Consider the following 24,394-nt stretch of genomic DNA (forward strand, 5'->3'; position numbering starts at 1 on the left):
TCCAGTCTGGCCGGGGCGGTTTTTAAACAAATTTGGAATACGCTCGCTTCGGATAAGTTCTCACTGTCGCCAAAGCTCGCAGGCACGGCGCATTGGCGTGAGAAACGGTGAGCCGGGTGTGTACGGTTTTGTGAAGAACAGTGGCCGAGAACGGATGATCCGTGCATTTTTGCGTAAGTTAGGCATAATACCCGGCTTCGAATTTTGACCCTTCAGACCTTTTTCTTATGCACAAAGAACCTCGTAAGGTCCGTGAGTTTCGCCGCCGCGAGCAGGAAATTCTCGACACCGCGCTCAAGTTGTTCCTCGATCAGGGTGAAGACAGTGTCACCGTCGAGATGATTGCGGATGCCGTGGGTATCGGCAAAGGCACGATTTATAAACATTTCAAATCCAAGGCGGAGATCTACCTGCGCCTGATGCTCGACTACGAGCGCGATTTGAACGAGCTGCTGCACTCGGCCGATGTGGACAAGGACAAGGAGGCCCTGTCCCGGGCCTACTTCGAGTTCCGCATGCGCGACCCGCAGCGCTACCGCTTGTTCGATCGCCTGGAAGAGAAGGTGGTCAAGGGCAACCAGGTGCCGGAGATGGTCGAGGAGTTGCACAAGATCCGCGCCTCGAACTTCGAACGCCTGACCCTGCTGATCAAGGGCCGGATCAGCGAAGGCAAGCTTGAAGACGTGCCGCCTTATTTCCATTACTGTGCTGCCTGGGCGCTGGTGCACGGTGCGGTGGCGCTGTATCACTCGCCGTTCTGGAGCAACGTGCTGGAAGATCAGGAAGGTTTCTTCCAGTTCCTGATGGACATCGGCGTGCGCATGGGCAACAAGCGCAAGCGTGATACCGACGTCCCTAGCAGCTAAGGCCGCACAGGCCAAGACATTCAGCTGCCTTATTGCGCCATGTCCGCTTACATGGCGCAGTGTCCCAGTAATATACTCAGGCTTGGGTCTTGCGAAATCTTGATTTCTAGGTCAATTTTCGCGAGTCCGATTTTTCTTGTGCCGGAGTGATCCATGATCGTTGACCGTCAAGGCAGGCGTTTCCGTAATTTGCGGATCAGCCTGACCTCAGCCTGCAATTACGCCTGTACCTATTGCGTGCCTGATGGCAAGCGGTTGGTGGCTGCGCAGGATGAACTGTCGGCCGAGGCCATGGCGCGTGGTGTGGCCTATCTGATCGAGGCCGCCGGCATCGAGCGGCTGCGCATCACTGGCGGCGAACCGTTGGTCAGCCCCAAGCTCGAGCGTTTCATGACGGCGGTGGGGCAGATGGGCCTGGAGGACATCAGCCTGACCACCAATGGCCAGTTGCTGGCGAAAAAACTGCCGTTGCTGGTAGACGCCGGTATCCGTCGCATCAACGTTTCCCTCGACACCCTGGACCCCGCCGCGTTTCGCAGTATCGCCCGTGGCGGCGACCTGGCGACCGTGCTTGACGGCATGGAACAGGCTCGGGCCGCCGGGATGAAGATCAAGGTCAACATGGTGCCGTTGCGCGGGCAGAATCTGGACCAGGTGATGCCTTTGCTCGAATACTGCCTGGAACGTGGCTATGAGTTGCGTTTCATCGAGTTGATGCGCATGGGACACCTGGCCAGCGACTCCAACGCCTTCCTGCAGCAGTTCGTCAGCCTCCAGCAATTGCTCAGCCTGATCGGCGATCAGTACGAATACCTGCAAGCCGATGCGCCGGTGGATGCCACTGCGGTGCGCTATGAGATACCGGGGTTGGGTCACTTTGGCGTGATCGCCAACGAAAGCGTGCCTTTCTGCCGTACCTGCTCACGGTTGCGGTTGTCTTCCACTGGGTGGCTGCATGGCTGCCTGTCGTCGAGCAACCGTCACTTCGTCGGCGACCTGCTGGACAAGCCCCGTCACCAGGCATTGCCGGCGCTTCAGCGCTTGTTGGTCAAGGCGTTGGGGGACAAGCAGGAAGTGGCATTCTCCGGCGGCGCGACCATCATGAAAATCATCGGCGGCTGATCTATTGCTATCGCGGGCAAGCCTTGCTCCCACATGATAAGCGTCGTACTTGTGGGAGCAAGGCTTGCCCGCGATAGCAATTTTCCATTCACTTGGATACATCTGACCCCCATCTCGATGAGCTGGCGCAAAAGCTGCATCCCACGACCATTCGCCGGTTTTCCGACACCGGTTTTTTGGAGGGTAGGATGCGTAGCCTGGTTTTGCTGCTGGCCGTTTTGGCGCTTGGTGGCTGCATGAATGTCAGCGACATGGGAGAGGGCGTTCGTTATCACATGAGCGACGCCGGCCTGCTGGACCATAGCGACAGCCGTCGTGTGAACAACCTGCGTATTCAGCCCGACTCGTTCATCTACATCGCCCAGGGCGCCTTTGCTCCGCCAGGCAGCGCTTACCCGCGTCCCAACGTCGTGGCCGAAGAGGCCTTCAATGGCTTCATCGAATATTTCCCCATGGTCCGTCGCGCCCGCGTTCCCGAGGGCCTCGACCAGGCCATGGGTGAAGCCCGCTCCGCCGGTGCCCATTATTTGCTGTACACCCGCTTCGCCAAGGCTGACAACCGCATCGGCAACACTGACGAATGGCAGGATGAAGAAGCCTTGGATCGCCTGGGTGTCGATACCAGCGTGATTCAAATCATGTTGATCGAGACCAGCACCCAGTATTTGATTGATACTGCACGGATCAAGAGTCGTGGCGGTTTACTGACGTTGCACGACAAGCAGCCACAAGACCTCATCGCCACGCCTTTGCGTGAATATGCCCGCAGCCTGCTGGGGATGAGCGACGAATAAATAATCAGGAGTCACCATGAGCGGACCGCAAAAAGCCAATGATTTGCTGGGGCAGATCCCCAAGACCAAAGGCCTGCCGCCGGTCCACTTGTGGAATCCCGACTTCTGCGGCGACATTGACATGCGCATCGCCCGGGACGGCACCTGGTACTACCTGGGTACGCCCATCGGGCGAAAGCCGATGGTCAAGTTGTTCTCTACCATCATCCGCCGCGACGGCGATGATTACTTCCTGATTACCCCTGTGGAAAAAGTCGGCATCAAGGTCGATGACGCGCCGTTCGTGGCCGTGACCCTTGAGGTCGAAGGGCAGGGGGAAGGGCAGTTGTTGCGCTTCACCACCAATGTCGAGGAAACCACCGAGGCCGGTGCCGAGCATCCGCTGCGGGTGGTGATCGATCCCCTGACCCAGGAACCCGCGCCCTACGTGCATGTGCGCAGCAATCTCGAAGCACTGATCCATCGCAATGTGTTTTACCAACTGGTGGAGCTGGCGGTCAGCCGCGAGATCGACGGGCAGCGCTGGTTGGGCGTGTGGAGCGGCGGCGAGTTCTTCCCTATCGGCCTGGAACCGTAAACCCTGTGGGAGCGAGCTTGCTCGCGAAGGCGCCGGCGCATCCAACCTCATTCTCCACTGACCCACCGCTATCGCGAGCAGGCTCGCTCCCACAGTGGCCAAGTAAAATTCAAATTGACACCCAATCGTATGATGATTAGCGTGGGCCTCCAATAAGAGTGGCCCGCGGGGTTTTCATGTCCAGCAGTTTTCATGCATCGACCGTCGATTGGCTGGGGGGCTGGATAGCCGCCGGCCAGGTCAAGCCTGGGCAAACCATCAAGGTCGAAGCGGACTTGGGCGAGCAACTGGGCGTCAGTCGCACAGTGATTCGCGAGGCGATCAAGACCCTGGTGGCCAAAGGCATGCTGGAAGTCGGGCCGAAAGTCGGCACGCGGGTACTGCCGGTGCGGCGCTGGAATCTGTTCGACCCCCAAGTGGTTGGCTGGCTGTCACGCAGCGGCCTACCGGAAAATTTTGTCGATGACTTGCTGGACCTGCGTCGCACCATCGAGCCGATGGCGGTGCGCTGGGCCTGCGAGCGGGCCACGGCCGATCAGGTGCAGGCGATCCGCCTGGCCTACCATGCGCTGGAGCGAGCCGTGGACAGCGGTGCCGATTACAACCGTGCCGACCAGTTTTTCCATGAGTGCATCCTGGCCGCCAGCCATAATCAGTTCATCGAGCAAATGGTCCCGGCCCTCGGTGCGCTGCTGGCGGTGTCGTTCGAAGTATCGGCGGCCGACCCGGATGAACTGCGCCGCACCTTGCCCATCCACAAGGACATCGCCGACGCCATCGCCGCTCGTGACGCGGCGCGTGGCGTCTGGGCCTGCATGACCCTGATCGATAACGCTGACCTGGCCATCAAACGCTTTTACCCCAATGTCATGGCCGGTCGAACAGACGCTGCCGGACAAGCCGGGAACGGGAGGTTTCAATGAAGTGGACGGCTGTGACGGAACACCGGGCGAAGTTGGGCGAGGGGCCCTTCTGGGACGAGCCGACCCAGGCGTTGTATTGGGTCGATATCGCCGGCAAGCAGGCACTGCGGCTGATCGGCGCCAACGTACAGATCTGGCAGATGCCCGAGCACGTGTCCGCTTTCATTCCAACCCAGAGTGGCGACGCCCTGGTGACCCTGAGCAGTGGTGTCTACCGCCTCGATCTCGATTCTCCGGGCCTGGAACCGCGCCTGACGCTGCTGTGCATGGCCGATCCCCAGCCAGGCAATCGTCCCAACGAGGCCCGTTGCGATGGCCAGGGTCAACTGTGGCTCGGCACCATGCAGAACAATATCGGTGACGAAGGCGAGGACTTGCCGATCGAGCGGCGCTCCGGCGGGCTGTTTCGCGTCGCCGGTGATGGTCGGGTCATGCCCTTGCTGCGCGGGCTGGGCATTCCGAACACCTTGCTCTGGAGCCCCGATGGCACCACGGTGTATTTCGGCGATAGCCTGGATGGCACGTTGTATCGGCACTTTATCTACCCTGAGGGCAACCTGGCGCCTGCCGAAGTCTGGTTCGGCCCCCATCCCCGTGGCGGCCCGGATGGCTCGGCGATGGATGCCCGGGGCTATATCTGGAACGCCCGCTGGGACGGCAGTTGCTTGCTGCGGTTGAGCCCGGACGGCCAGGTCGATCGGGTGATCGAACTGCCTGTCAGCCGCCCGACAAGTTGTGTGTTCGGCGGCGAAGACCTCAAGACGTTGTACATCACCAGCGCGGCGAGCCCATTGGGTCATCCGCTGGACGGTGCCGTGCTGTCGATGCGTGTCGATGTGCCTGGCGTGGTGTGTACAAGGTTTGCAGGCTGAATCCCAAAATATGGGATGTAAATATATATATTGAGATTATTTGGCGGCCGGGTTTATAGTCGGCTCCATCGGCAATACGCACTCACACTAAAAAAACAAAACAGGTGAAGTGATGCAACGATCTTTCCCCGTACGCCCCGGCGGCGTACGCTGGCCACTGTTCTTTCAAGCGCCTCTGCGCCGGTCATCCGTGGATGCCCGGTTTTTGTCGTGCCCGCGCGCAGGAGGCTTGAACCATGGCTGAGCCTTTGGTCTTGCCACCCGTGCCGGAGCCACCGAAGGGCGAGCGCCTGAAAGACAAGGTCGTGCTGTTGACTGGTGCCGCCCAAGGCATTGGCGAGGCCATCGTCGCGGCGTTCGCGTCGCAACAGGCCCGGTTGGTGATCAGTGATATCCAGGCGCAGAAGGTCGAGGCGGTGGCCGCCCATTGGCGTGTACGCGGGGCCGACGTGCAAGCGCTGCAGGCCGATGTGTCGAAGCCGCAGGACTTGCAGGCCATGGCCCGGCGCGCCGTCGAGCTGCACGGTCGCATCGATGTGTTGGTCAACTGCGCCGGCGTCAATGTCTTCCGCGACCCGCTGGAAATGACCGAAGAGGACTGGCGCCGCTGCTTCGCCATCGACCTGGATGGCGCCTGGTACGGTTGCAAGGCGGTGTTGCCACAGATGATCGAGCAGGGCGTGGGCAGCATCATCAACATTGCCTCGGTCCATTCGTCCCACATCATTCCCGGCTGTTTCCCTTACCCGGTGGCCAAGCATGGCCTGCTTGGCCTGACTCGCGCCCTGGGCATCGAATACGCGCCCAAAGGGGTACGTGTCAACGCCATCGCCCCGGGTTATATCGAAACCCAACTGAACGTCGACTACTGGAACGGCTTTGCCGATCCCCATGCCGAACGCCAGCGTGCGCTGGATCTGCACCCGCCACGGCGTGTCGGGCAACCGATCGAAGTGGCAATGACGGCCGTGTTCCTGGCCAGTGACGAAGCAACGTTTATCAATGCCTCATGCATCACCATCGATGGGGGACGTTCGGTCATGTACCACGACTGAATATTCCTGGATTGCAGTGGGAAACTTCGCCTGTAATCCAATCATCATACGATATGACTATTCAGGCCTATGCTGTGTAGCAACTTGCTGTAACCGCCCAGCCTGCGCATTTCCACCGACGGTGGAGCAGAAACCTGGACGTTTGGCTTTCAATAAAAAAAACAAGGAGTCAACTATGAAACATCGTCGTGGGATCCGTTCCCTGTGTCGCGCCGCCCTGGCGGTTACCGCGGTCAGCCTCAGCAGCCACTTGCTGGCGGCCGATGCGGTAAAAATTGGTTTCCTGGTCAAGCAGGCCGAGGAGCCTTGGTTCCAGACCGAATGGGCGTTTGCCGAGAAGGCGGCCAAGGATAAAGGCTTCCAGTTGATCAAGATCGCCGTGCCCGACGGCGAGAAAACCCTTTCGGCCATCGACAGCCTTGCCGCCAACGGGGCCAAGGGCTTCGTGATCTGCCCGCCGGACGTATCCCTCGGCCCGGCCATCATGGCCAAGGCCAAGCTCAACGATCTCAAGGTGATTGCCGTGGACGACCGTTTCGTCGACGCCAGCGGCAAGTTCATGGAAGACGTGCCGTACCTGGGCATGGCCGCATTCGAGGTGGGCCAGAAACAGGGCGCCGCCATGGCTGCTGAAGCGAAAAAACGCGGCTGGGATTGGAAAGAAACCTATGCGGTGATCAACACCTACAACGAACTGGACACTGGCAAGAAGCGCACCGACGGTTCGGTCAAATCCCTTGAGGAGGCCGGTATCCCGAAAGACCACATCCTCTTCGCCGCCCTGAAAACCCTCGACGTACCCGGCAGCATGGACTCCACCAACTCGGCCCTGGTGAAACTGCCAAGCGCCGCGAAAAACCTGATTATCGGTGGCATGAATGACAACACCGTGCTGGGCGGCGTGCGCGCCACCGAAGCCGCCGGGTTCAAGGCGGCCAATGTGATCGGCATCGGCATCAACGGCACTGACGCTATCGGTGAGCTGAAAAAGCCTAACAGCGGCTTCTTCGGTTCGATGCTGCCAAGCCCGCACATCGAAGGCTACAAGACCGCCGAAATGATGTACGAGTGGATCACCACCGGCAAGGAGCCGCCGAAGTACACCGCCATGGACGAGGTGACGCTGATCACCCGGGAGAACTTCAAGCAAGAGCTGGAAAAAATCGGCCTGTGGAACTGACGGCCGGTTGATTCAAAAGCGGCCCTGGTCACATGAGTGGCGGGGTCGCTTGATCTCTGTAAGTTCGAGGTGGTTATGCAAGCGCAAACAGCGACACGGCAACACAACATCGGCGGCAGCTTGCGATTCAACGGGATCGGCAAGTCCTTTCCCGGCGTGCAGGCGCTGGCCAATATCAGTTTCGTTGCCCATCCGGGGCAGGTCCATGCCTTGATGGGTGAAAACGGCGCCGGCAAGTCCACGCTGCTCAAGATCCTGGGCGGTGCCTACATCCCGAGCAGCGGCGACTTGCAGATCGGCGAACAGACGATGGCGTTCAAAGGCACCGCTGACAGCATCGCCAGTGGTGTGGCAGTGATTCACCAGGAACTGCACCTGGTGCCGGAAATGACCGTCGCTGAAAACCTGTTTCTCGGCCATTTGCCGGCGCGTTTCGGCCTGGTCAATCGTGGTGTGCTGCGCCAGCAGGCGCTGACGCTGCTCAAGGGCCTGGCCGACGAAATCGACCCGCAGGAAAAGGTCGGGCGCCTGTCCCTTGGTCAGCGCCAACTGGTGGAAATCGCCAAGGCCTTGTCCCGTGGCGCCCACGTCATTGCTTTCGACGAACCCACCAGTAGCCTGTCGGCCCGTGAAATCGACCGTTTGATGGCGATCATCAGTCGACTGCGGGACGAGGGCAAAGTGGTGCTCTACGTCAGCCACCGCATGGAGGAGGTGTTCCGCATCTGCAATGCGGTGACGGTGTTCAAGGACGGTCGTTACGTGCGGACCTTCGAGAACATGAGCGAGTTGACCCATGATCAACTCGTCACGTGCATGGTCGGTCGCGATATCCAGGACATCTATGATTACCGTCCTCGGGAGCGCGGCGATGTGGCGCTGCAAGTGAAGGGCCTGCTGGGGCCGGGCTTGCGCGAACCGGTGAGTTTCCAGGTGCACAAGGGCGAGATCCTCGGCTTGTTCGGGCTGGTCGGCGCCGGTCGTACGGAGCTTTTTCGCTTGCTCAGTGGCCTGGAGCGCCAGCGCGAGGGCAGCCTGGTCCTGCACGGTAAGGAGCTGAAACTACGTTCTCCACGGGATGCCATCGCCGCGGGCGTTCTGCTCTGCCCGGAGGATCGCAAGAAGGAAGGCATCATCCCGTTGGGCAGTGTGGGCGAGAACATCAACATCAGTGCGCGTCCGTCTCATTCCACACTTGGCTGCCTGTTGCGTGGCGACTGGGAGCGGGGTAATGCCGACAAACAGATCAAGTCGCTGAAAGTGAAGACGCCGGCGGCCAGCCAGAAAATCATGTACCTGTCCGGCGGGAACCAGCAGAAGGCGATTCTTGGTCGCTGGCTGTCGATGCCGATGAAAGTCCTGCTGCTGGACGAGCCTACTCGTGGCATCGACATCGGCGCCAAGGCGGAGATCTACCAGATTATCCACAACCTGGCGGCCGACGGTATCGCGGTGATTGTGGTGTCCAGCGACCTGATGGAAGTGATGGGCATTTCCGACCGAATCCTGGTGCTCTGCGAAGGGGCCATGCGCGGCGAGCTGCCGCGTGACCAGGCCAACGAATCCAATCTGCTGCAACTGGCGCTGCCGCGCCAACGCGTTGCCGACGCGGCGAACTGAGAGGTAAATCATGACCATTCAAAACAATGCACTGCCAACGGCACGCAAACCCCTGGACCTGCGCCGTTTCCTGGATGACTGGGTCATGCTGCTGGCGGCCATCGGCATCTTCGTGCTCTGCACCCTGATGATCGACAACTTCCTGTCGCCGCTGAACATGCGCGGGCTGGGCCTGGCGATTTCCACCACCGGCATCGCGGCCTGCACCATGTTGTATTGCCTGGCGTCCGGGCACTTCGACTTGTCGGTCGGTTCGGTGATTGCCTGTGCCGGCGTGGTCGCGGCGGTGGTGATGCGCGACACCAACAGCGTGTTCCTCGGCGTCAGTGCGGCGCTGGTGATGGGGCTGATCGTGGGCCTGATCAACGGCATCGTCATCGCCAAGCTGCGGGTCAATGCCTTGATCACCACACTGGCGACAATGCAGATCGTTCGCGGCCTGGCCTACATCTTTGCCAACGGCAAAGCGGTGGGTGTGTCGCAGGAATCGTTCTTCGTGTTCGGCAACGGCCAATTGTTCGGCGTACCGGTGCCGATCCTGATCACCATCGCCTGCTTCCTGTTTTTCGGCTGGCTGCTGAACTACACCACCTATGGGCGCAATACCATGGCCATCGGTGGCAACCAGGAAGCGGCGTTGTTGGCGGGGGTGAACGTTGATCGCACCAAGATCATCATCTTCGCCGTGCATGGCGTCATCGGCGCCCTGGCCGGGGTGATCCTGGCATCGCGCATGACCTCGGGCCAACCGATGATCGGCCAGGGCTTCGAACTGACCGTGATCTCGGCTTGCGTGCTGGGTGGGGTGTCATTGAGCGGTGGCATCGGCATGATTCGCCACGTCATTGCGGGCGTGCTGATTTTGGCGATCATCGAAAACGCGATGAACCTGAAGAACATCGACACCTTCTACCAATACGTCATCCGCGGCTCGATCCTGCTGCTGGCGGTGGTGATCGACCGCTTGAAACAACGCTGAACCCTGCAGCAACCGGGCCGGCCGCTTTCGCGAGCAGGCTCGCTCCCACAGGATTTTGTGCCAGGGCTCAGAACCCCGGCACAGCGCAGATCCAATGTGGGAGCGGGCTTGCTCGCGAAGGCGTTCTCCCAGACGCCGACAATCACCCCGCCTTGCGCAACGCCTCAACCAATTCCTGCTTACGCATCTTCGAGCGCCCGGGAATGTTTTTCGCCCGGGCCTCCCTCATCAAGCTGTCCACTGTCTGGGTCGCGTGGGAGGCTTTACTGGTGCGCGGGTGACCTTCGCGGGTCTTGGCGGCGCGCCGGGCCGATTCCTTGCGGTCGGTTTTCTTGGCCGTCGCCGGTTTTTCCTTGCCAGAACCACCGGAGCGTTCGCCACCACCGGACTGTTTGTTCACGGTCGCCCAGGCGCGTGCCTCGGCTTCGTTCTCGGACACACCTTTTTTCTCGTAGCTTTTTTCAATGTGTGCGGCCTTGCGCTTTTGTTCGGCGGTGTATTTGTCTTTGCTTCCACGAGGCATGGGATGTTCCTCCTCAAATGTCTGAGCAGAGGCTACTGGCTGGCGGCGCCACCTTCGGAGCCCGAACCACCGGTCGTGGTTTTCGAGCCCACCCCGGTGTCGGCGTTATCAGGCGCTGTCGAGTCCGGTGTATTCATGCCGCCCTGACGACCCGTGTCATTACCCTGCACACGCGGATCGGTGCCGGTGGCGGGTGGCTGGCCATTGTTCAGGCCACTGCCGGTGCCGTCGGTGTTCAGCTTGGGCAGGCCTTCGGTTGCGGGAGAGTTGGGCGCCTGTACCGGGTCGGTCGGCCCGGTGCCGGAGGTCGAAGCCGCGAAAGCCACCGACGACAGCAGCGCGGCGAAGGTGAATGCGGTCAGCCTTTTAGTGATCATGAGTGTCGCCTCCATTTTTCAGAATGCTTACCTGATCTTGGGCCTCGCTGGATTTGGGTTTGTGCCTCGGGCGCGACGAATGGTCTAACCGTCGAGTCCGGCCTCTTCCATGAATTGCTCCATGAAGCTTTTCAGTTTTTCGTGACGGATCAGCGCCATGTGTTGCCCGGTGGCAGTCTGGAAACCGTCGGCCAGGTGCAACAATTTGGTCTGGAAATGATCGAGGCAGAAACGTCGATCATCGTAATCCCGGGACTTGGCCTGCGGATCCTGAGGGTCATAGAGTGCACTGCCCATGCGTCCGGCTACATAGAATGTGCGGGCCACCCCGAGCAGGCCCAATGAGTCGAGGCGGTCGGCGTCCTGGAGAATTTTGGCTTCGAGTGTGATCGCTGCGATATTGGCCGAAAAACTGTGAGCCTCGATGGCATGGGCAACGGCGCTGATTTTTTCGTCTGGCCAGTTCAGTGTCGACAACAGTGTCGATGCCTTATCCGCTGCCAAGCGAGAGGCCTGGGCGCGCAGCGGTGAATTTTTTTCCACCGCCACGCAGTCATGCAGCAGCGTTGCCGCCAGCAGGATAAGCAGGTCACCGCCTTCATGACGGTGGAGCAAGCGTACGTTGTGCCAGACCCGTTGCAGATGTGACAGATCGTGAGCGCCATCCTCCGATGGCTCCAATGCGTGAGGCAGCAGCTGGGCAACGACGGTTTGAAAAGGTGCAAAGGCGGCAGCGGTCATGACAGATCCTTTGTATGTCGGTACTTCGAGGGTTCGTGGACGATGTTCATTTTCATATGTGACGAGCGCCCCGTGGCGGCTTAGTATGGCGCTTTCAATTGGCTACAAGGCCTGTTCATGTCCATCGAGATCCGTCCTGCGCAACCCAGCGATGCGCCTCAAATCCTTGCCTTCATCACCGAGTTGGCCGATTACGAAAAGGCCCGCCACGAAGTCATCGCCAGTGTGGCGGACATCGAGCGCAGCCTGTTCAGCGAGGGCGCAACGGCCCACGGGTTGATCTGCCTGCGTGATGGCGTGCCGATTGGCTTCGCGGTGTTTTTCTTCAGTTATTCCACTTGGCTGGGCAGCAACTGCCTGTACCTCGAAGACCTGTACATCACGCCTGACCAGCGCGGTGGCGGGGCGGGCAAGACGTTGCTGCGCCATTTGGCGAAAGTTGCCTGTGACAACGATTGCGGGCGCTTCGAATGGAGCGTGCTGGACTGGAACACGCCGGCCATCGAGTTCTACAAATCCCTCGGCGCGCAACCACAGGAAGAGTGGGTGCGCTACCGAATGGACGGCAAGGTGCTACGGGATTTTGCTAACGGCAACTGAGCATTTCATGAGTGCGCGGCGCACGCGTACTCGGCAAACCCCGGGCGCTGCTCAAGGCGTTTGCAGTAGGCGGCCACCGCAGGATAGTCCGGGCGTTCCATGGGCGCCTGGCGCCAGCGGTGCACCGACAAGCCGATGAGCACATCCGCAAGGGAAAACGCCGTACCGGCCACATAGGCGCCGGTGCGGTTCAATTGCTGTTCCAGCAAACCCATCTTCTCGTTCCAGCCTTTGATGCCGGCGGCGATGCGTTGCGGGTCCTGGAAGTCCGGATTCTTGCGTACCAGGGCGTGGAATGCGTAGCCCCATGACGGGTTGAGCTCTGTGGCTTGCCAGTCCATCCACTGCTCGACACGCGCCCGTGCGGCAGGCTCGACAGGCAGCAGGTCGCTGCGCCCATGCTTGCCCACCAGGTAACGGCAAATGGTATTGGACTCCCAGAGCACACCGTTCTCATCAATGATTACCGGCACCTGGGCATTGGGATTCAGGGCGAGGAAATCCGGATCCTGGGTCGAAGAAAAACCAATGCCCCAGTCTTCGCGCTCGTAGGCGATTTCCAGTTCCTGGCAGGTCCACAGCACTTTTCTGACGTTGATCGAGGAAGTGCGGCCGAGGATTTTCAGCTGTTGTCCCATTACTTTTTCCCTGAGTTGTTTGGCGTCCGATCAGAAACGTAGCAGGGTCTTGGGCGGATGGCGATTGGCTTTGTGGTGGATATGAAAAATCCCAATATATGGGAGAGATATTTATATATTGAGATTTTGCTGCGCCCAGGTTTATAGTCCGTTCCACTCACTGCCAAAAAACAGAACAGGTGAAGCGGATGCAGGCGCAATTGATCGCGCTCGATTGGGGGACCACCTCATTACGGGCTTACAAACTCGCAGCCGGTGGCGAGGTGCTCGAGCAGCGCTCGCTGTCATCGGGGATCATGCAGTTGCCTTCCGGGCCGCGAACCGTGGCCGGCCGGGTGTGCATCGACGGTTTCGAACTGGCCTTCGACGAAGCCTGCGGCGACTGGCTCGATGCTCAGCCAGGCTTGCCTGTCATCGCCTGTGGCATGGTCGGCAGTGCTCAAGGCTGGCGTGAAGCGCCTTACTGCGACACACCCGCCAACGTCGCCAATCTCGGACATTCCCTACGAACCGTTCGCAGCCTTCGCGGTGTCGATGTGCACATCGTGCCGGGCGTGATTCAGCGTTCACGCTTGCCCAATGTCATGCGCGGCGAAGAAACCCAAGTGCTCGGCGCCTTGCACAGCCTGCCGGACGAAGCGGTGCTGATCGGCTTGCCCGGCAGTCATTCGAAATGGGTGGAAGTGGCCGATGGCTGCATCGTGCATTTCGACACCTTCATGACCGGCGAGATCTTCGCCGTGCTCAGTGACCACAGCATTCTCGGCCGCACCCAGCAACGGAGTACGACCTTCGATGGCGTGGCCTTTGATCGTGGCGTACAGGTGGCGTTGTCGGTGGATGGCCAGATCGGTCCGTTGTCCACGGTGTTCAGTGCCCGCAGCCTGGGCTTGACCGGCGAACTGGAGGCCAGCGCCCAGGCCGATTACCTCTCGGGCCTGCTGATCGGCCATGAGCTGACGGCGCTGGCCGAGGTGCAGCGTCGGCGACGCGACAGCCTCCACCTGCCGACGGTGGTGCTGATCGGCAACTCCCAACTCTGTGTCCGTTATCAACGGGCCCTCGACGCCTGCGGCTTCGCCCGGGTGGTCCTGGCCGAACAGGCCACCGAACGCGGTTTGTGGCAACTGGCCGTGGCGGCCGGGTTGCTCGATTCCACCGCCCCCTGAACCTGACTGGAGGTCTGACATGCTCACACAAGCACTGGCGCACAACGGGCTGATCGCGATCCTGCGTGGTCTGCGTCCCGAAGAGGCGGCGGCCATCGGCGAAGTCCTGTACAGCGCCGGATTTCGCGTCATCGAAGTACCGCTCAATTCCCCCGAACCGTACGAAAGCATCCGCATCCTGCGCAGTACCTTGCCCGCCGATTGCCTGATCGGTGCCGGTACCGTGCTCACGCCGGAACAGGTCGAGCAGGTGAAAGCCGCTGGCGGCCAAGTGATCGTCATGCCCCACAGCGATCCGAAGGTGCTGCGTGCGGCGAAAGCGGCGGGCTTGTACCTGTCGCCAGGCGTCGCCACGCCCACCGAAGCCTTTGCCGCGCTGGCCGAAGGCGCCCATGTACTGAAGATGTTCCCCGCCGAGCAAATGGGCCCGGCGGTGGTCAAGGCCTGGCTCGCGGTGCTGCCGGCCGGGACCGTGCTGGTGCCGGTGGGCGGGATTACCCCGGACAACATGGCGGTGTTCGTCGAAGCCGGCGTCAAGGGTTTCGGCCTTGGTTCCGGGCTGTTCAAGCCGGGCCTGACAGCGGATGAAGTGGCGGTGCGCGCCAAGGCCTACGTGGCCGCATGGAACGCCTTGAACTGAAGACTTTTCCAGCGCCCCGTGCGCTGCATCTGACAAGAGAGACAACAAGATGAAAATCACCAAGCTGACCACGTTTATCGTTCCGCCGCGCTGGTGCTTCCTCAAGGTCGAGACCGACGAGGGCGTGACCGGTTGGGGCGAGCCCGTGGTCGAAGGCCGTGCCCACACGGTGGCGGCGGCTGTCGAGGAATTGTCCGACTACCTGATCGGCAAAGACCCACGCAACATCGAAGACATCTGGACCGTGCTCTATCGTGGCGGCTTCTACCGCGGCGGGGCCATTCACATGAGCGCCCTGGCCGGCATCGACCAGGCGCTGTGGGACATCAAGGGCAAGGCCCTGGGCGTGTCGGTCAGCGACCTGCTGGGCGGCCAGGTGCGCGACAAGATCCGTGTGTATTCGTGGATCGGCGGCGACCGGCCGGCCGACACCGCTCGCGCGGCGAAAGAAGCCGTGGCGCGGGGCTTCACCGCTGTGAAGATGAACGGCACCGAAGAGCTGCAGTTTCTCGACACCTTTGAAAAAGTCGACCTAGCCCTGGCCAACGTCGCGGCGGTGCGGGACGCGGTGGGGCCGAACGTCGGCATTGGCGTGGACTTCCACGGCCGGGTGCACAAGCCGATGGCCAAGGTACTGATGAAGGAACTCGATCCCTACAAGCTGATGTTCATCGAAGAGCCGGTGCTCAGCGAAAACTACGAAGCCCTCAAGGAGTTGGCGCCGCTGACCAGCACCCCGATCGCTCTGGGCGAGCGCTTGTTCTCGCGCTGGGACTTCAAACGTGTACTCAGCGAAGGCTACGTGGACATCATTCAGCCGGATGCATCCCACGCCGGGGGTATCACCGAGACCCGCAAGATCGCCAACATGGCCGAGGCCTATGACGTGGCGCTGGCGCTGCACTGCCCGCTGGGCCCGATCGCCCTGGCGGCGTGCCTGCAACTGGACGCGGTCTGCTACAACGCCTTCATCCAGGAACAGAGCCTGGGCATCCACTACAACGAGAGCAACGACCTGCTGGATTACATCAAGGATCCGCAGGTGTTCGACTACGACAAGGGCTTTGTGAAGATCCCGAACGGCCCGGGCCTGGGCATTGAGATCAACGAGGAATACGTCATCGAACGCGCGGCCATCGGCCACCGCTGGCGCAACCCGATCTGGCGCCATGCCGATGGCAGTTTTGCCGAGTGGTGAGTCACGCCTGATCACTCTGATAGGAATCCTTTCAGGAGCAAAAGACTCCTGTGGAGCAAGGGGTTCTGTGGGAGCAAGGCTTGCCCGCGATGAAGTCGATGCGTTTTCCAGGCAGACCGGGTCATCGTTCATCGCGGGCAAGCCTTGCTCCCACAGGGTCTTGCTCAATCCTTGCCGTATTCGACAAACATAAAAAGAGGCACCTCACATGCAAGCGCACACCCTGAGCGCGCAGGCGTCGTTGGTGACGCCCAGCCGCAAGCGTTTTTTCATCATGGTCCTGCTGTTCATCACCGTGGTGATCAATTACCTGGACCGCAGCAACCTCTCGATCGCCGCTCCCGCACTGACCAGCGACCTGGGCATCGATCCGATCCACGTCGGGCTGATTTTCTCGGCGTTCGGCTGGACCTACGCCGCCATGCAAATACCCGGTGGCTGGCTGGTGGATCGGGTGCCGCCGCGCATTCTGTATAGCGTGGCGTTGCTGTTGTGGTCGGTGGCCACGGTAATGCTGGGCTTTGCCGCCAGTTTCATCGCGCTGTTCGTACTGCGCATGGCGGTCGGTGCCCTGGAAGCGCCGGCTTATCCGATCAACAGCCGCGTGGTCACCACCTGGTTTCCTGAGCGCGAGCGGGCCACGGCCATCGGTTTCTATACCTCCGGGCAGTTTGTCGGGTTGGCCTTCCTGACCCCGGTATTGGCCTGGCTGCAACACGCCTTCGGTTGGCACATGGTGTTTGTCGCCACGGGCGCGGTGGGCATTATCTGGGCGGCGATCTGGTACGCGGTGTATCGCGAACCGCGGGATTTCAAAGGTGCCAACGCCGCCGAAATCGAACTGATCCGCGAAGGCGGCGGGCTGGTGGATATCCAGGCCGATACCGCCAAGGTCAAGGCCAAATTCAGCTGGACCGACCTGGGGATTGTCCTGACCCAACGCAAGTTGTGGGGCATTTACCTGGGGCAGTTCTGCCTCAACTCCACGCTGTGGTTTTTCCTGACCTGGTTCCCGACCTACCTGGTGAAATATCGCGGCATGGACTTCATCAAGTCCGGCCTACTGGCGTCCCTGCCATTTCTCGCGGCGTTTGTCGGCGTGCTGTGCTCCGGGTTCTTCTCCGACTGGCTGATTCGCCGCGGCGCCACCGTGGGGTTTGCACGCAAGCTGCCGATCATTGGCGGGTTGCTGATCTCGACCTCGATCATCGGCGCCAACTTCGTCGAGTCGACGCCGCTGGTGATTGCCTTCCTGGCCTTGGCGTTCTTCGGCAATGGCCTGGCGTCGATCACCTGGTCGCTGGTCTCCACACTGGCGCCGGCGCGACTGCTCGGGTTGACCGGTGGGGTGTTCAACTTCATCGGCAACCTGGCGGCCATCGCCACGCCGATCGTCATTGGCTTTCTCGCCAGCGGCGATTCGTTTGCCCCGGCCATCACCTATATCTCTGTCCTGGCACTGGCTGGCGCGCTGTCCTACATCCTGCTGGTCGGGAAGGTCGAGCGCATCGAGTTGTAGTCCGACGGGGCGGGCGACCATAATGCCGCCCGTTCCCCGCTCACTGTTGAAGGCCGGCTATGCAGCAAGACGATCCAAAAATCACCAAGGACGCCGCACCTACGGGCACGCAGACATTGTTGCGTGGCCTGGGGGTGGTCCAAGCGGTCGCCAGCGGCGCCCGTGACTTGAAGGAAATCGCCCGGCTGATCGGCACCACCCGCAGCACCACCCATCGCCTGGCCAGTTGCCTGGTGGATGAGCGTTACCTGCGCGTGGTGCCGCAAGTGGGCTACCTGCTGGGGCCGAAATTGATCGAGCTGGGTTTTCAGGCCCGGGAAGAGTTGCCACTGGTGAGCCTGGCGGGGCCGTACCTGGACGAGCTGTCGGCGCTTACCGGGGACACCGTTCACTTGGCGATTCGCGAAGGTGACGAAGTCTTGTACCTGCTGAAGAATCCGGGGCGCAACGGCCCGGAAATGCGCTCGCGCGTAGGCCATCGGATGCCGTTGGCGCGCACTGGGATCGGCAAGGCGCTGATGCTCGATGACTCGCAGGAACAATGGAAGCGGCTGTATGAAATCAGCCTGCCAGCCGGTGGGAAGAATCAATTCTGGCCCCAGCATCAGGAGCAATCCTGGGAACAGTTCCAGCAACGGATGGTGGAGTATGTGGCGGGGGGCTATGCCTTCGACCTGGAAGACAACGAACCGTCGATTCGCTGTGTGGCGGCGCCGATCCGTGACGCCGGCAAGCGCATTGTTGCCGGCATCAGCATCGCCAGCACCGTGCCGTACATGCCGCTGGAAAAGATGGCCGAGCTGATTCCCCTGGTCAAAGGGGTCACAGCCCGGTTGTCGGCGGAACTGGGCGCCAAGGTTTGACGAACGTCAGGCCTTGAGCGTGGCCATGTCGATGACAAAGCGGTATTTCACATCCCCGGCGATCATGCGGCTGTAGGCCTCGTTGATCTGGCGGATGTCGAGCATTTCAATGTCGCAGCTGATGTTGTGTTCGGCGCAGAAATCCAGCACTTCCTGGGTTTCGGCGATACCGCCAATCAACGAACCGGCCAGGACCCGACGGCCCATGATCAATTTTGCCGCGTGTACCGGCGGATCGATCGGCTCGACCAGACCTACCAGGATGTGCACTCCGTCGAAACGCAGCGTGTCGAGGTAGGGATTGAGGTCGTGCTGTACCGGAATGGTGTCCAGCAGGAAGTGGAATCGTCCGGCTGCTGCGGCCATCTGTTCGGCGTCGGTGGATACGATCACATGGTCCGCGCCCTGGCGACGGGCTTCTTCGGCCTTGCTCGCCGAGCGGGTGAACAACGTGACTTCTGCGCCCAAGGCCTTGGCGAACTTGATGCCCATGTGACCCAGGCCGCCCATGCCCAGCACGCCAACCTTGTCGCCAGCCTTCACGCCATAGTGCTTGAGGGGCGAGTAGGTGGTGATGCCTGCGCAGAGAAGTGGTGCGGCGCTGGCCGGGTCGAGTGCTGCCGGAATGCGCAGCACAAAGTGTTCGTTGACCACGATGCTGTTGGAGTAACCGCCCATGGTGTGGCCGCCGCTCACACGGTCCGGGCTGGCGTAGGTCTGGGTCATGCCTTCGAAACAGTATTGCTCCAAGTCAGCGCGGCAGGCTTCGCACTCGCGGCAGGAGTCGACCATGCAGCCTACGCCCACCAGGTCGCCAACCTTGTAGCGGGTGACGTCCGCGCCGACGGCGGTGACTTTGCCGATGATTTCGTGGCCGGGCATCAGCGGGTAAACGGCGATGCCCCATTCGTTGCGGGCCTGGTGGATGTCGGAATGACAGACGCCGCAGTAGAGAATGTCGATCGCCACATCGTCGGCTCGCGGGCTGCGACGCTCGAATTTCATGGGGGCGAGGGGAGTGGTGGCCGACTGGGCGGCATATCCGATGGCTGTGTACATGATGGACCTCGCTAAGCAATGAACGTTGAGGGTTTCATTCTGGGAGTCCCGGCGACAGGTGGCGATGGCGATTCCTCCGCCTGTCATGCCTAATCCTCCGGTCTTGGCCAGGATCTGATCCTATGTGACGCCAGACCTGCGATGATGGTTTCATCCCTTTTTTCGTGAAGTTTTCGCCCATGTTGTTGACCCGCCATCTCGATGCCAACGCTACGCTGGTTTCATTGATAGAACCCTTGGCGACCCGCGACGGTTTCGTCCCGACGCCACTGCCCGGCGTACATGCGCTTCGGGCCAGCCAGGACGTCGCCCGTGGCCCGCAGCTCTACGAGCCGAGCCTGGTGATCATCGCCCAGGGCAGCAAACTGGCGTACCTGGGACCGCGCACACTGGAATATGGCGCCGGGCACTATCTGATCCAGGCCTTGCCGGTGCCGTTCGAGTGCGAAACCTACGCCATGCCCAATGCTCCGCTGTTTGGGGTTTCCGTTGCGATCGATCGGGCGATGCTGGGGGAGTTGGTACTGGCCATGGGGCTGGTGCCGGGGCGGAACCTGGCGCCCCAGACGCCGGAATCAATGACCTGCGCAGTGCTCGATGACGCCATGCGTGGGTGTGTCGAACGCTTGTTGCGTTGCTTGCACGACCCACTGGAATGCCAGGTCATGGGCCAGGCGCGGCTGCGGGAGTTGTTGTTCGTCGCGTTGCGCGGGCCCCAGGCCGATGTGCTGCGGGCGCTGGTGGAGCAGCAAGGCCAATTCGCCCGGATTGCCGCGGCCCTGGGCCATTTGCATGCGCACTTCACCGAGCCGCTGAACGTCGAGACCTTGGCCAGTTGCGCGAACATGAGCGCCTCGACCTTTCATGAGCATTTCAAGCGCAGCACCTTGCTGTCGCCAGTGCAGTACCTCAAGCGCTTGCGCCTGCTCAAGGCCCAGCGGCTGCTGCTCACCGAGGGCATGGGCGTGGCCCAGGTCGCGCACCAGGTGGGGTATCAGAGCTCGTCGCAGTTCAGTCGGGAGTACAAGCGCTACTTCGAGCGCAACCCTGGGGAAGAGCGCGCCGCTTGATCCACTGATATCACCCCCTGTGGGAGCGAGCTGTGGTACTGCTTGGATGGCAGGCAACAAAAAGGCCCCCATTACGGGAGCCTTGATGTTCAGCGCAATGGCTTACATGTTCGGGTAAGTCGGTCCGCCAGCGCCTTCCGGCGACACCCAAGTGATGTTCTGCGAAGGGTCCTTGATGTCACAGGTCTTGCAGTGCACGCAGTTCTGGGCGTTGATCTGGAAGCGTTTCTCGCCGTCTTCCTTGGTCACCACTTCGTACACGCCGGCCGGGCAGTAGCGCTGGGCCGGTTCGTCGTACAACGGCAGGTTCTTGCTGATCGGGATGCTCGGGTCGGTCAGCTTCAGGTGGCAGGGCTGTTCTTCTTCGTGGTTGGTACCGGAGATGAACACCGAGCTGAGTTTGTCGAAGCTGATCTTGCCGTCCGGTTTCGGGTAGTCGATTTTCTTGCAATCGGCTGCCAGCTTGAGGCAGGCGTAGTCGGGCTTGGTGTCGTGCAGGGTGAACGGCATTTTGCCGCCAAGGATGTTCTGGTCGAACCAGTTGAAGCCGCCACCGATGATCGCGCCGTATTTGTGGATCGCTGCACCGAAGTTGCGGCTGGCGAACAGCTCTTCATACAGCCAACTGCTCTTGAAGCTGTCGACGTAGGCGGTCAGTTCATCACCGCCTTCGGACTCGGCGAACAGGCGATCGGCCACGGCGTCGGCGGCAAGCATGCCGGACTTCATGGCGGTGTGGCTGCCCTTGATCTTGGCGAAGTTCAGGGTGCCGAGGTCGCAACCGATCAGCGCGCCGCCCTTGAAGACCATTTTCGGCAGCGAGTTCAGGCCGCCCTTGCAGATGGCACGGGCGCCATAGCTGACACGCTTGCCACCTTCCAGGTACTGCTTGAGCACCGGGTGATGCTTGAGGCGCTGGAACTCGTCGAACGGCGACAGGAAAGTGTTGCTGTAGGACAGGTCGACGATCAGGCCGACCACCACCTGATTGTTTTCCAGGTGATAGAGGAAGGAACCGCCGGTGTTCTCGGTGCCCATGATGTCCAGCGGCCAGCCGGCGGTGTGCACCACCAGGCCAGGTTGATGCTTGGCCGGGTCGATTTCCCAGATTTCCTTCAGGCCGATGCCGTAGTGCTGGGCGTCGGCCTCGCTGTCCAGGTTGAAGCGCTTGATCAGTTGCTTGCCGATGTGGCCGCGGCAGCCTTCGGCGAACAGCGTGTATTTGCCACGCAGTTCCATGCCAGGGGTGTACAGGCCTTCCTTCGGATTGCCTTCGCGGTCGACGCCCAGGTCGCCGGTGATGATCCCGCGCACCACGCCGTTCTCGTCGAACAGCGCTTCCTGGGCGGCGAAGCCCGGATAGATTTCCACGCCCAGGTTCTCGGCCTGCTGGGCCAGCCAGCGGCACAGGTTGCCCAGGGAAATAATATAGTTGCCTTCGTTGTGCATGGTCTTGGGCACAAAGAAGTCAGGGATTTTGCTCGCGGCCTCGGCGTTTCTCAGGACATAAATGTCATCACGCACGACGGGCGTGTTCAACGGGGCGCCGAGTTCTTTCCAGTCCGGGAACAGTTCGTTCAGGGCGCGGGGCTCGAACACCGCACCGGAGAGGATGTGCGCACCGACCTCGGAGCCTTTTTCGACCACGCAGACGCTGATTTCCTTACCGGCTTCGGCGGCCTTCTGTTTCAGTCGGCAAGCGGCAGACAGGCCAGCGGGGCCGGCACCGACGATGACCACGTCGAATTCCATGTATTCGCGTTCCACAGGGCTATCTCCTACTCAAGGCTCACAGTTTTTTCTAATTGGAGGTTTGGCGTTGCATCCGTTGTTTCCTTCGCGAAAAGCGACGAAAGCGACAATGGATGAAACGCGTGTCTCTCTTAAGCGGCGCATTATATCTACACCACTCTCAGGGTCCAATACAAACGTTTGTTTGAAATTGCCGCAGCCCAGATAAATCACTGACGTACGGCTTATGACTGACCATTTTGCCGTATTGACCGGAATAGGCGTTCCGGTCAAGATACGGGCGGTTTTGCGCTCGCCGTAGGCTGACTGTTGGTTTCAAGAGCACCTCTAAAGACAGGGCGAAGGCAGCACAAAGTGACGCATTGCGTGGTTCTGACGCGCAGTTTACACGCCGCGATAATGAATGACTCATCGGTCATCACTGACGAATGGTCTTCACTCCCGTGAGCTGGGTCATGTGTGGTTCATGCCGGCGTTTTTAGAGGTGCCCTTGCGCCCATGAGCATCAACCGCCAGGTTCGCCTAGGCGACTTTTTTTCACCGGAGAGTAACGAGGAATCCATGAAGGTTCTTGTAGCTGTCAAACGAGTGGTCGACTATAACGTCAAGGTTCGCGTCAAGGCGGACAACTCCGGCGTCGACCTCGCCAACGTCAAGATGTCGATGAACCCTTTCTGCGAAATCGCCGTAGAAGAAGCCGTACGCCTGAAGGAAAAAGGCGTGGCGACTGAGATCGTCGTCGTCTCCATCGGCCCGACCACCGCCCAGGAACAACTGCGCACCGCGCTGGCACTGGGTGCCGATCGCGCCATCCTCGTCGAATCCGCCGAAGAGCTGACCTCCCTGGCCGTGGCCAAGCTGCTCAAGGCCGTTGTCGACAAGGAACAGCCATCGCTGGTGATCCTCGGCAAGCAGGCCATCGACAGCGACAACAACCAGACCGGCCAGATGCTCGCTGCATTGAGCGGCTACGGTCAGGGCACCTTCGCGTCCAAGGTCGAAGTGTCCGGCGACAGCGTTGCCGTGACCCGCGAGATCGACGGCGGCGCGCAGACCGTTTCCCTGAAACTGCCGGCCATCGTCACCACCGACCTGCGTTTGAACGAGCCGCGCTATGCGTCTCTGCCAAACATCATGAAAGCCAAGAAGAAGCCGCTTGAAGTGCTGACGCCTGACGCTTTGGGCGTTTCCACCGCCTCCACCAACAAGACCCTCAAGGTCGAAGCGCCGGCTGCACGCAGCGCGGGCATCAAGGTCAAGTCGGTGGCTGAACTGGTCGAGAAACTGAAAAACGAAGCGAAGGTGATCTGATCATGACTATCCTCGTAATCGCCGAACACGATAACAAGGCGCTGGCTCCAGCCACGCTGAACACCGTTGCTGCTGCCGCTAAAATCGGTGGCGATATTCACGTGCTGGTAGCGGGTCAGGGCGCTGGCGCCGTGGCTGAAGCCGCTGCGAAAATCGCTGGCGTGGCCAAAGTGCTGTCGGCTGACAACGCTGCCTACGCACACCAACTGCCGGAAAACGTTGCGCCGCTGGTAGCCGAGCTGGGCAAGGGCTACAGCCACATCCTGGCTGCCGCTACCTCCAACGGCAAGAACATCCTGCCACGCGTGGCCGCTGCACTGGACGTCGACCAGATCTCCGAGATCATCTCGGTAGAAAGCGCCGACACCTTCAAGCGTCCGATCTACGCCGGCAACGCCATTGCCACCGTGCAATCGACCGCTGCGGTCAAGGTCATCACCGTCCGCGCCACCGGTTTCGACCCGGTTGCCGCCGAAGGTGGCTCGGCTGCCGTTGAAGCCGTAGGCGCTGCCCACGACGCCGGCATCTCCAGCTTCGTCAACGAAGAACTGGCCAAGTCCGATCGTCCTGAACTGACCGCTGCCAAGATCGTCGTTTCCGGCGGCCGCGGCATGCAGAACGGTGACAACTTCAAGCACCTGTACGCCCTGGCCGACAAGCTCGGTGCCGCCGTCGGTGCTTCCCGCGCCGCGGTCGACGCCGGTTTCGTGCCCAACGACATGCAGGTCGGCCAGACCGGCAAGATCGTTGCGCCACAGCTGTATATCGCCGTCGGTATCTCCGGCGCGATCCAGCACTTGGCCGGCATGAAAGACTCCAAGGTGATCGTTGCGATCAACAAGGACGAAGAAGCGCCGATCTTCCAAGTGGCCGACTACGGCCTGGTGGCGGACTTGTTCGAAGCCATCCCTGAGTTGGAGAAGCTGGTCTAATCCGGCGTCTTCAC

At 60.8% G+C, this 24,394-nt stretch carries 25 protein-coding genes; 19 read left to right on the top strand and 6 right to left on the bottom strand.

The window, feature by feature from the left end; genetic code table 11:
* Positions 1 to 227 precede the first annotated feature (227 nt).
* From AB4O09_RS09795 to araH, 10 genes are all read left to right on the top strand, one after another.
* On the top strand, positions 228 to 866 hold the full coding sequence (locus AB4O09_RS09795; RefSeq protein ID WP_003204240.1) for a TetR/AcrR family transcriptional regulator: 639 nt from the start codon (positions 228 to 230) through the stop codon (positions 864 to 866).
* Between the two features lie 153 nt (positions 867 to 1,019).
* Entirely contained in the window at positions 1,020 to 1,988 is a 969-nt protein-coding gene (locus AB4O09_RS09800; RefSeq protein ID WP_003204238.1) for a GTP 3',8-cyclase MoaA, read from the top strand.
* A gap of 188 nt (positions 1,989 to 2,176) precedes the next feature.
* Positions 2,177 to 2,782 carry a DUF4823 domain-containing protein gene (locus AB4O09_RS09805; RefSeq protein ID WP_003204236.1) on the top strand — a complete coding sequence of 202 codons (606 nt, stop codon included), beginning with the start codon at positions 2,177 to 2,179 and terminating at the stop codon, positions 2,780 to 2,782.
* 16 nt (positions 2,783 to 2,798) lie between these two features.
* Entirely contained in the window at positions 2,799 to 3,359 is a 561-nt protein-coding gene (locus AB4O09_RS09810) for a DUF1285 domain-containing protein (RefSeq protein WP_003204235.1), read from the top strand.
* A gap of 176 nt (positions 3,360 to 3,535) precedes the next feature.
* Positions 3,536 to 4,282, top strand: coding sequence for a FadR/GntR family transcriptional regulator (locus AB4O09_RS09815; protein WP_003204233.1), 747 nt, complete (start codon positions 3,536 to 3,538; stop codon positions 4,280 to 4,282).
* Positions 4,279 to 5,154, top strand: a complete 876-nt coding sequence (locus AB4O09_RS09820; RefSeq protein ID WP_027911488.1) for an SMP-30/gluconolactonase/LRE family protein — start codon at positions 4,279 to 4,281, stop codon at positions 5,152 to 5,154. The genes AB4O09_RS09815 and AB4O09_RS09820 overlap by 4 nt, the downstream gene beginning before the upstream one ends.
* Positions 5,155 to 5,390: 236 nt before the next feature.
* Positions 5,391 to 6,209: an SDR family oxidoreductase gene (locus AB4O09_RS09825; protein ID WP_027911487.1), complete on the top strand. Its 819-nt coding sequence runs from the start codon at positions 5,391 to 5,393 to the stop codon at positions 6,207 to 6,209.
* 175 nt (positions 6,210 to 6,384) lie between these two features.
* Positions 6,385 to 7,389 (top strand): substrate-binding domain-containing protein, encoded by a 1,005-nt coding sequence (locus AB4O09_RS09830; RefSeq protein ID WP_003204227.1) that lies wholly within the window; start codon positions 6,385 to 6,387, stop codon positions 7,387 to 7,389.
* A gap of 75 nt (positions 7,390 to 7,464) precedes the next feature.
* Entirely contained in the window at positions 7,465 to 9,009 is a 1,545-nt protein-coding gene (gene araG / locus AB4O09_RS09835; RefSeq protein WP_003204225.1) for an L-arabinose ABC transporter ATP-binding protein AraG, read from the top strand.
* A 10-nt stretch (positions 9,010 to 9,019) separates the two neighbouring features.
* The gene (araH, locus tag AB4O09_RS09840) at positions 9,020 to 9,988 is read left to right on the top strand and encodes an L-arabinose ABC transporter permease AraH (protein WP_003204223.1); all 969 of its coding nucleotides are present in this window, start codon (positions 9,020 to 9,022) and stop codon (positions 9,986 to 9,988) included.
* 142 nt (positions 9,989 to 10,130) lie between these two features.
* Here araH and AB4O09_RS09845 read toward each other — a convergent pair whose 3' ends face one another.
* The 3 genes from AB4O09_RS09845 to AB4O09_RS09855 form a co-directional block, all read right to left on the bottom strand.
* Positions 10,131 to 10,511 (bottom strand): Rho termination factor N-terminal domain-containing protein, encoded by a 381-nt coding sequence (locus tag AB4O09_RS09845; RefSeq protein ID WP_027911486.1) that lies wholly within the window; start codon positions 10,509 to 10,511, stop codon positions 10,131 to 10,133.
* Positions 10,512 to 10,543: 32 nt separating this feature from the next.
* Entirely contained in the window at positions 10,544 to 10,888 is a 345-nt protein-coding gene (locus AB4O09_RS09850) for a hypothetical protein (RefSeq protein ID WP_003204218.1), read from the bottom strand.
* Between the two features lie 84 nt (positions 10,889 to 10,972).
* Positions 10,973 to 11,629, bottom strand: coding sequence for an HD domain-containing protein (locus tag AB4O09_RS09855; protein WP_460108137.1), 657 nt, complete (start codon positions 11,627 to 11,629; stop codon positions 10,973 to 10,975).
* A 117-nt stretch (positions 11,630 to 11,746) separates the two neighbouring features.
* Between AB4O09_RS09855 and AB4O09_RS09860 the strand changes: the two genes are divergently transcribed.
* Positions 11,747 to 12,229, top strand: a complete 483-nt coding sequence (locus AB4O09_RS09860; protein WP_003204214.1) for a GNAT family N-acetyltransferase — start codon at positions 11,747 to 11,749, stop codon at positions 12,227 to 12,229.
* Positions 12,230 to 12,234: 5 nt separating this feature from the next.
* Here AB4O09_RS09860 and AB4O09_RS09865 read toward each other — a convergent pair whose 3' ends face one another.
* The gene (locus AB4O09_RS09865; RefSeq protein WP_003204212.1) at positions 12,235 to 12,867 is read right to left on the bottom strand and encodes a glutathione S-transferase family protein; all 633 of its coding nucleotides are present in this window, start codon (positions 12,865 to 12,867) and stop codon (positions 12,235 to 12,237) included.
* A 188-nt stretch (positions 12,868 to 13,055) separates the two neighbouring features.
* On the opposite strand from AB4O09_RS09865, the gene AB4O09_RS09870 reads away from it, so the two are divergent.
* From AB4O09_RS09870 to AB4O09_RS09890, 5 genes are all read left to right on the top strand, one after another.
* The gene (locus AB4O09_RS09870) at positions 13,056 to 14,036 is read left to right on the top strand and encodes a 2-dehydro-3-deoxygalactonokinase (RefSeq protein WP_003204210.1); all 981 of its coding nucleotides are present in this window, start codon (positions 13,056 to 13,058) and stop codon (positions 14,034 to 14,036) included.
* Positions 14,037 to 14,055: 19 nt separating this feature from the next.
* Entirely contained in the window at positions 14,056 to 14,676 is a 621-nt protein-coding gene (locus tag AB4O09_RS09875; protein ID WP_003204208.1) for a 2-dehydro-3-deoxy-6-phosphogalactonate aldolase, read from the top strand.
* A gap of 49 nt (positions 14,677 to 14,725) precedes the next feature.
* Entirely contained in the window at positions 14,726 to 15,874 is a 1,149-nt protein-coding gene (dgoD, locus tag AB4O09_RS09880; protein WP_003179439.1) for a galactonate dehydratase, read from the top strand.
* A gap of 208 nt (positions 15,875 to 16,082) precedes the next feature.
* Positions 16,083 to 17,393, top strand: a complete 1,311-nt coding sequence (locus tag AB4O09_RS09885; RefSeq protein WP_003204206.1) for an MFS transporter — start codon at positions 16,083 to 16,085, stop codon at positions 17,391 to 17,393.
* Between the two features lie 59 nt (positions 17,394 to 17,452).
* A complete protein-coding gene (locus tag AB4O09_RS09890) occupies positions 17,453 to 18,256 on the top strand; it encodes an IclR family transcriptional regulator (RefSeq protein ID WP_013693986.1) in 804 nt (267 codons plus the stop codon).
* 6 nt (positions 18,257 to 18,262) lie between these two features.
* Here the strand turns inward: AB4O09_RS09890 and AB4O09_RS09895 are convergent, their stop codons facing one another.
* Complete coding sequence (locus tag AB4O09_RS09895; RefSeq protein ID WP_003204202.1) at positions 18,263 to 19,315, bottom strand: NAD(P)-dependent alcohol dehydrogenase; 1,053 nt, start codon at positions 19,313 to 19,315, stop codon at positions 18,263 to 18,265.
* A 179-nt stretch (positions 19,316 to 19,494) separates the two neighbouring features.
* Between AB4O09_RS09895 and AB4O09_RS09900 the strand changes: the two genes are divergently transcribed.
* Complete coding sequence (locus AB4O09_RS09900; protein ID WP_003204200.1) at positions 19,495 to 20,385, top strand: AraC family transcriptional regulator; 891 nt, start codon at positions 19,495 to 19,497, stop codon at positions 20,383 to 20,385.
* 102 nt (positions 20,386 to 20,487) lie between these two features.
* On the opposite strand, the gene AB4O09_RS09905 is transcribed toward AB4O09_RS09900, so the two are convergent.
* Entirely contained in the window at positions 20,488 to 22,152 is a 1,665-nt protein-coding gene (locus tag AB4O09_RS09905) for an electron transfer flavoprotein-ubiquinone oxidoreductase (RefSeq protein ID WP_003204198.1), read from the bottom strand.
* A 546-nt stretch (positions 22,153 to 22,698) separates the two neighbouring features.
* On the opposite strand from AB4O09_RS09905, the gene AB4O09_RS09910 reads away from it, so the two are divergent.
* Positions 22,699 to 23,448: an electron transfer flavoprotein subunit beta/FixA family protein gene (locus AB4O09_RS09910; protein WP_003204196.1), complete on the top strand. Its 750-nt coding sequence runs from the start codon at positions 22,699 to 22,701 to the stop codon at positions 23,446 to 23,448.
* Between the two features lie 2 nt (positions 23,449 to 23,450).
* Positions 23,451 to 24,380, top strand: a complete 930-nt coding sequence (locus tag AB4O09_RS09915; RefSeq protein ID WP_003204194.1) for an electron transfer flavoprotein subunit alpha/FixB family protein — start codon at positions 23,451 to 23,453, stop codon at positions 24,378 to 24,380.
* Positions 24,381 to 24,394: the final 14 nt, after the last annotated feature.

This window comes from Pseudomonas sp. H1_F01 (genome assembly GCF_054681425.1).

What these genes read in the sequence shown, in the direction of transcription:
- AB4O09_RS09795 (WP_003204240.1), top strand. Translation starts at nt 228, where the DNA reads ATGCACAAAGAACCTCGTAAGGTCCGTGAGTTTCGCCGCCGCGAGCAG.
- AB4O09_RS09800 (WP_003204238.1), top strand. Translation starts at nt 1,020, where the DNA reads ATGATCGTTGACCGTCAAGGCAGGCGTTTCCGTAATTTGCGGATCAGC.
- AB4O09_RS09805 (WP_003204236.1), top strand. Translation starts at nt 2,177, where the DNA reads ATGCGTAGCCTGGTTTTGCTGCTGGCCGTTTTGGCGCTTGGTGGCTGC.
- AB4O09_RS09810 (WP_003204235.1), top strand. Translation starts at nt 2,799, where the DNA reads ATGAGCGGACCGCAAAAAGCCAATGATTTGCTGGGGCAGATCCCCAAG.
- AB4O09_RS09815 (WP_003204233.1), top strand. Translation starts at nt 3,536, where the DNA reads ATGTCCAGCAGTTTTCATGCATCGACCGTCGATTGGCTGGGGGGCTGG.
- AB4O09_RS09820 (WP_027911488.1), top strand. Translation starts at nt 4,279, where the DNA reads ATGAAGTGGACGGCTGTGACGGAACACCGGGCGAAGTTGGGCGAGGGG.
- AB4O09_RS09825 (WP_027911487.1), top strand. Translation starts at nt 5,391, where the DNA reads ATGGCTGAGCCTTTGGTCTTGCCACCCGTGCCGGAGCCACCGAAGGGC.
- AB4O09_RS09830 (WP_003204227.1), top strand. Translation starts at nt 6,385, where the DNA reads ATGAAACATCGTCGTGGGATCCGTTCCCTGTGTCGCGCCGCCCTGGCG.
- araG (WP_003204225.1), top strand. Translation starts at nt 7,465, where the DNA reads ATGCAAGCGCAAACAGCGACACGGCAACACAACATCGGCGGCAGCTTG.
- araH (WP_003204223.1), top strand. Translation starts at nt 9,020, where the DNA reads ATGACCATTCAAAACAATGCACTGCCAACGGCACGCAAACCCCTGGAC.
- AB4O09_RS09845 (WP_027911486.1), bottom strand. Translation starts at nt 10,511, where the DNA reads ATGCCTCGTGGAAGCAAAGACAAATACACCGCCGAACAAAAGCGCAAG.
- AB4O09_RS09850 (WP_003204218.1), bottom strand. Translation starts at nt 10,888, where the DNA reads ATGATCACTAAAAGGCTGACCGCATTCACCTTCGCCGCGCTGCTGTCG.
- AB4O09_RS09855 (WP_460108137.1), bottom strand. Translation starts at nt 11,629, where the DNA reads ATGACCGCTGCCGCCTTTGCACCTTTTCAAACCGTCGTTGCCCAGCTG.
- AB4O09_RS09860 (WP_003204214.1), top strand. Translation starts at nt 11,747, where the DNA reads ATGTCCATCGAGATCCGTCCTGCGCAACCCAGCGATGCGCCTCAAATC.
- AB4O09_RS09865 (WP_003204212.1), bottom strand. Translation starts at nt 12,867, where the DNA reads ATGGGACAACAGCTGAAAATCCTCGGCCGCACTTCCTCGATCAACGTC.
- AB4O09_RS09870 (WP_003204210.1), top strand. Translation starts at nt 13,056, where the DNA reads ATGCAGGCGCAATTGATCGCGCTCGATTGGGGGACCACCTCATTACGG.
- AB4O09_RS09875 (WP_003204208.1), top strand. Translation starts at nt 14,056, where the DNA reads ATGCTCACACAAGCACTGGCGCACAACGGGCTGATCGCGATCCTGCGT.
- dgoD (WP_003179439.1), top strand. Translation starts at nt 14,726, where the DNA reads ATGAAAATCACCAAGCTGACCACGTTTATCGTTCCGCCGCGCTGGTGC.
- AB4O09_RS09885 (WP_003204206.1), top strand. Translation starts at nt 16,083, where the DNA reads ATGCAAGCGCACACCCTGAGCGCGCAGGCGTCGTTGGTGACGCCCAGC.
- AB4O09_RS09890 (WP_013693986.1), top strand. Translation starts at nt 17,453, where the DNA reads ATGCAGCAAGACGATCCAAAAATCACCAAGGACGCCGCACCTACGGGC.
- AB4O09_RS09895 (WP_003204202.1), bottom strand. Translation starts at nt 19,315, where the DNA reads ATGTACACAGCCATCGGATATGCCGCCCAGTCGGCCACCACTCCCCTC.
- AB4O09_RS09900 (WP_003204200.1), top strand. Translation starts at nt 19,495, where the DNA reads ATGTTGTTGACCCGCCATCTCGATGCCAACGCTACGCTGGTTTCATTG.
- AB4O09_RS09910 (WP_003204196.1), top strand. Translation starts at nt 22,699, where the DNA reads ATGAAGGTTCTTGTAGCTGTCAAACGAGTGGTCGACTATAACGTCAAG.
- AB4O09_RS09915 (WP_003204194.1), top strand. Translation starts at nt 23,451, where the DNA reads ATGACTATCCTCGTAATCGCCGAACACGATAACAAGGCGCTGGCTCCA.